Annotated in this window: 2 protein-coding genes and 24 tRNA genes; all 26 read left to right on the top strand. The window is 42.0% G+C overall.

Going from position 1 to position 3645, the window contains the following annotated elements; translation table 11 throughout:
• Positions 1-2 precede the first annotated feature (2 nt).
• The 26 genes from VN21_RS05805 (at position 3) to VN21_RS05670 (ending at position 3239) form a co-directional block, all read left to right on the top strand.
• A tRNA-Ile gene (locus VN21_RS05805) sits at positions 3-79 on the top strand.
• A gap of 31 nt (positions 80-110) precedes the next feature.
• Positions 111-187, top strand: a tRNA-Pro gene (locus VN21_RS05800).
• Positions 188-194: 7 nt separating this feature from the next.
• Positions 195-271, top strand: a tRNA-His gene (locus VN21_RS05795).
• A gap of 4 nt (positions 272-275) precedes the next feature.
• Positions 276-349, top strand: a tRNA-Cys gene (locus VN21_RS05790).
• Positions 350-452: 103 nt separating this feature from the next.
• Positions 453-528, top strand: a tRNA-Met gene (locus tag VN21_RS05780).
• Between the two features lie 14 nt (positions 529-542).
• A tRNA-Glu gene (locus VN21_RS05775) sits at positions 543-617 on the top strand.
• 9 nt (positions 618-626) lie between these two features.
• Positions 627-700 (top strand) — tRNA-Gly (locus VN21_RS05770).
• Between the two features lie 10 nt (positions 701-710).
• A tRNA-Val gene (locus VN21_RS05765) sits at positions 711-786 on the top strand.
• 5 nt (positions 787-791) lie between these two features.
• Positions 792-868 (top strand) — tRNA-Asp (locus tag VN21_RS05760).
• 16 nt (positions 869-884) lie between these two features.
• A tRNA-Asn gene (locus tag VN21_RS05755) sits at positions 885-960 on the top strand.
• 4 nt (positions 961-964) lie between these two features.
• Positions 965-1039: transfer RNA gene (locus VN21_RS05750), tRNA-Thr, on the top strand.
• 4 nt (positions 1040-1043) lie between these two features.
• Positions 1044-1128, top strand: a tRNA-Tyr gene (locus VN21_RS05745).
• A 38-nt stretch (positions 1129-1166) separates the two neighbouring features.
• Positions 1167-1241, top strand: a tRNA-Gly gene (locus VN21_RS05740).
• 12 nt (positions 1242-1253) lie between these two features.
• Positions 1254-1330 (top strand) — tRNA-Arg (locus VN21_RS05735).
• 7 nt (positions 1331-1337) lie between these two features.
• Positions 1338-1413: transfer RNA gene (locus VN21_RS05730), tRNA-Gln, on the top strand.
• 12 nt (positions 1414-1425) lie between these two features.
• Positions 1426-1501, top strand: a tRNA-Lys gene (locus VN21_RS05725).
• Positions 1502-1503: 2 nt separating this feature from the next.
• Positions 1504-1592: transfer RNA gene (locus tag VN21_RS05720), tRNA-Ser, on the top strand.
• 150 nt (positions 1593-1742) lie between these two features.
• Positions 1743-1819, top strand: a tRNA-Ile gene (locus VN21_RS05710).
• Between the two features lie 31 nt (positions 1820-1850).
• A tRNA-Pro gene (locus tag VN21_RS05705) sits at positions 1851-1927 on the top strand.
• A gap of 8 nt (positions 1928-1935) precedes the next feature.
• Positions 1936-2012 (top strand) — tRNA-His (locus VN21_RS05700).
• An 8-nt stretch (positions 2013-2020) separates the two neighbouring features.
• Positions 2021-2096 (top strand) — tRNA-Lys (locus VN21_RS05695).
• 21 nt (positions 2097-2117) lie between these two features.
• A tRNA-Cys gene (locus VN21_RS05690) sits at positions 2118-2191 on the top strand.
• Between the two features lie 7 nt (positions 2192-2198).
• Positions 2199-2275: transfer RNA gene (locus VN21_RS05685), tRNA-Arg, on the top strand.
• A gap of 13 nt (positions 2276-2288) precedes the next feature.
• Positions 2289-2364: transfer RNA gene (locus tag VN21_RS05680), tRNA-Val, on the top strand.
• Between the two features lie 183 nt (positions 2365-2547).
• The gene (locus tag VN21_RS05675) at positions 2548-2799 is read left to right on the top strand and encodes a DUF2508 family protein (RefSeq protein ID WP_046822452.1); all 252 of its coding nucleotides are present in this window, start codon (positions 2548-2550) and stop codon (positions 2797-2799) included.
• A gap of 26 nt (positions 2800-2825) precedes the next feature.
• On the top strand, positions 2826-3239 hold the full coding sequence (locus tag VN21_RS05670; protein WP_046822451.1) for a hypothetical protein: 414 nt from the start codon (positions 2826-2828) through the stop codon (positions 3237-3239).
• Positions 3240-3645: the final 406 nt, after the last annotated feature.

Below are 3645 nucleotides of genomic sequence, written 5' to 3'. Positions count from 1 at the left end.
GTGGACCTTTAGCTCAGTTGGTTAGAGCGCCCGGCTCATAACCGGTAGGTCCGGGGTTCGAGTCCCTGAAGGTCCACCATTTTTTGTTTGAAATATTATTTATTAGATATCGAGGTGTAGCGCAGTTTGGTAGCGCACGTGGTTTGGGACCATGGGGCCGGGGGTTCGAGTCCCTCCACCTCGACCAATATATGGTGGGTATAGCTCAGTTGGTTAGAGCGCCAGATTGTGGCTCTGGAGGTCGTGAGTTCGACTCTCATTATCCACCCCAATAAGGCGACATAGCCAAGTGGTAAGGCAGTGGACTGCAACTCCTTGATCCCCAGTTCGAATCTGGGTGTCGCCTCCATAAAAAGTGGCGGAACTGGCAGACGCACAGGACTTAAAATCCTGCGGGACTTACCTCTCGTACCGGTTCGATTCCGGTCTTCGGCACCATTTTAATAAAACATCGCGGGGTGGAGCAGTTGGCAGCTCGTCGGGCTCATAACCCGAAGGTCGCAAGTTCGAGTCTTGCCTCCGCAACCATTAAAATTTTATAAGGCCCATTGGTCAAGCGGTCAAGACACCGCCCTTTCACGGCGGTAACAGGGGTTCGATTCCCCTATGGGTCACCAATTAAATATGCGGGTGTAGCTCAATGGTAGAGTTCCGGCCTTCCAAGCCGGCTGTGAGGGTTCGATCCCCTTCACCCGCTCCAGAATAAACATGGGACTATAGCTCAGCTGGGAGAGCACCTGCCTTACAAGCAGGGGGTCACAGGTTCGAGCCCTGTTAGTCCCACCAATTGCGGCCTGGTAGTTCAGCTGGTTAGAATGCCAGCCTGTCACGCTGGAGGTCGAGGGTTCGAGTCCCTTCCAGGTCGCCAAAATAATTAAATACGCGGGAATATGGCTCAGTTGGTAGAGCAATTGACTGTTAATCAATGGGTCACAGGTTCGAGTCCTGTTATTCCCGCCAATATGCTAGTGTGGCTCAACGGTAGAGCAGCTGACTTGTAATCAGCAGGTTGTAGGTTCGATTCCTATCACTAGCTCCAACGTGGAGGATTTCCCGAGCGGCCAAAGGGGGCAGACTGTAAATCTGTTGTCACTGACTTCGGTGGTTCGAATCCACCATCCTCCACCAACTTAATAATTTGCGCGGATGTGGCGCAATTGTACTATGCGGGAATAGTTCAGTGGTAGAGCGCAACCTTGCCAAGGTTGAAGTCGCGAGTTCGAATCTCGTTTCCCGCTCCAAATAAAAAATGTGGGTGCATAGCTCAGCTGGATAGAGCAACGCCCTTCTAAGGCGTGTGTCCGGGGTTCGAATCCCTGTGCGCTCACCACATTCATAGGGGATTCGCCAAGTCGGTAAGGCATAGCACTTTGACTGCTACATGCGTAGGTTCGAGTCCTGCATCCCCTGCCAAGTAAATAAAATGATCCATTAGCTCAGTCGGTAGAGCACCTGACTTTTAATCAGGGTGTCCCGCGTTCGAGTCGCGGATGGATCACCAATGGAGAGGTGTCCGAGTGGTTTAAGGAGCTGGTCTTGAAAACCAGTGATTCCGAAAGGGACCGTGGGTTCGAATCCCACCCTCTCCGCCAAATGCCCAGATAGCTCAGTCGGTAGAGCAGGGGACTGAAAATCCCCGTGTCGGTGGTTCGATTATAGCTTAGTTGGCTAGAGCGTTCGGTTCATACCCGAAAGGTCACAGGTTCGACTCCTGTTACCGCTACCAATATAAAAACAAATGTGGACCTTTAGCTCAGTTGGTTAGAGCGCCCGGCTCATAACCGGTAGGTCCGGGGTTCGAGTCCCTGAAGGTCCACCATTTTTTGTTTGAAATATTATTTATTAGATATCGAGGTGTAGCGCAGTTTGGTAGCGCACGTGGTTTGGGACCATGGGGCCGGGGGTTCGAGTCCCTCCACCTCGACCAAAATTATGGTGGGTATAGCTCAGTTGGTTAGAGCGCCAGATTGTGGCTCTGGAGGTCGTGAGTTCGACTCTCATTATCCACCCCATAAAAGTTGATCCATTAGCTCAGTCGGTAGAGCACCTGACTTTTAATCAGGGTGTCCCGCGTTCGAGTCGCGGATGGATCACCATTTTTTTATATATTGAAAAATGGCGACATAGCCAAGTGGTAAGGCAGTGGACTGCAACTCCTTGATCCCCAGTTCGAATCTGGGTGTCGCCTCCAATATAATGCGCCTATAGCTCAACTGGATAGAGTGTCTGACTACGAATCAGAAGGTTAGGGGTTCGAGTCCCTTTGGGCGCACCATAAACAAATATCCGGGATTATAGCTCAGCTGGGAGAGCACCTGCCTTACAAGCAGGGGGTCACAGGTTCGAGCCCTGTTAATCCCACCAGTGCAAAACATCTAATTTAAATAAATTAGATGTTTTTTTATTGTCAATTTTAACAAAGCTTTATCTATTGTCAAAATAAGATTAAAGATGTAATATATACATTAAAAAGATATAGAGCAGGTATATATAAAGTTATTTTTGGCAAGATTCTAGGTATATAATAAATTTATTGGAGGGATTTTTATGCCTAGAAAAAGAACTTTAAAATATGATATAGAGAATAAAAAAATTATAAAAGAAATAAAAGCAGCACAATTAGAAATTAAACATGCTGAGAATTTTTTTCAATTTGTAAGCGATCCAGAATTAGTTGATGTAGCTATATACGATTTAGAGGCTAAAAAATCAAAATATTCATACCTAATAAGGGTTGCAAAAGAAAAAGGAATTAAAAATTCTTTGGAAGACTGTTTAATTGAATCGTTGGCTAAATAATTAATACAGAATGAGGAGAATTATATATGTACATATTGTTCGGTAATGAAATTGTAGATAGTGAAGAAATTAAATCATTAATAGAGAATGAAAGTCCATTTAGAGTTGATAAAGATTTAAGCAAAGGATCTAAAAGAGAAGATACTATTGCATTTCAAATTAGTGTAGATATTGAAGAATTAAATGGAATAATAAAAGAAGAATATGAATTAAGCGAAATGGAAACAGAAGATTTGTTTGATGAATATATGACTTTAACAGATGAAATTGGTGTGGATTTAGAGGAATTAATGCCAGAAGGAGCTATTCTTAATGCAAGATCTTACAAGTGGGATAACTCCGAAGATAGAATAAAAGCAGTTGTAGCAATAACTCATGAAGAAGTTGGAGAAATGAAATTAAGAGATATAACTAAAAGATTATTAAGTCAAGTTGATTAATTTATAAATTTAACAATTAAAGTGGTCTATGATTTTAAATGACTACTTTAATTATGCTATTATGTTTTTTACATATAAAATAACATAATTTTAAAAACACATAAATTATGTGTAAATTTCAACATAAAACTTAATAAACATAAAAAAATAAAATTAAATTTTAAAAAAGTGTTGACGATGTTAAATTAAGGTGGTATAGTATTACTTGTCCTTAAGAAAAGGGCAAAACAAAAATGAACTTTGAAAATTAGGTGGTATAGTATTACTTGTCCTTAAGAAAAGGGCAAAACAAAAATGAACTTTGAAAATTAAACAGTAGGTTAATTATATAAATTCTTTTTTAAAAGAATTAAACACAAACAACCAAGCCAGATATTCAGATAATGATTAGCTGAGCGATGGACAA

Source organism: Paraclostridium benzoelyticum (assembly GCF_001006285.1).
GTDB classification, from domain to species: domain Bacteria; phylum Bacillota; class Clostridia; order Peptostreptococcales; family Peptostreptococcaceae; genus Paraclostridium; species Paraclostridium benzoelyticum.
This window is presented reverse-complemented; position numbering and strand designations above follow the sequence as displayed.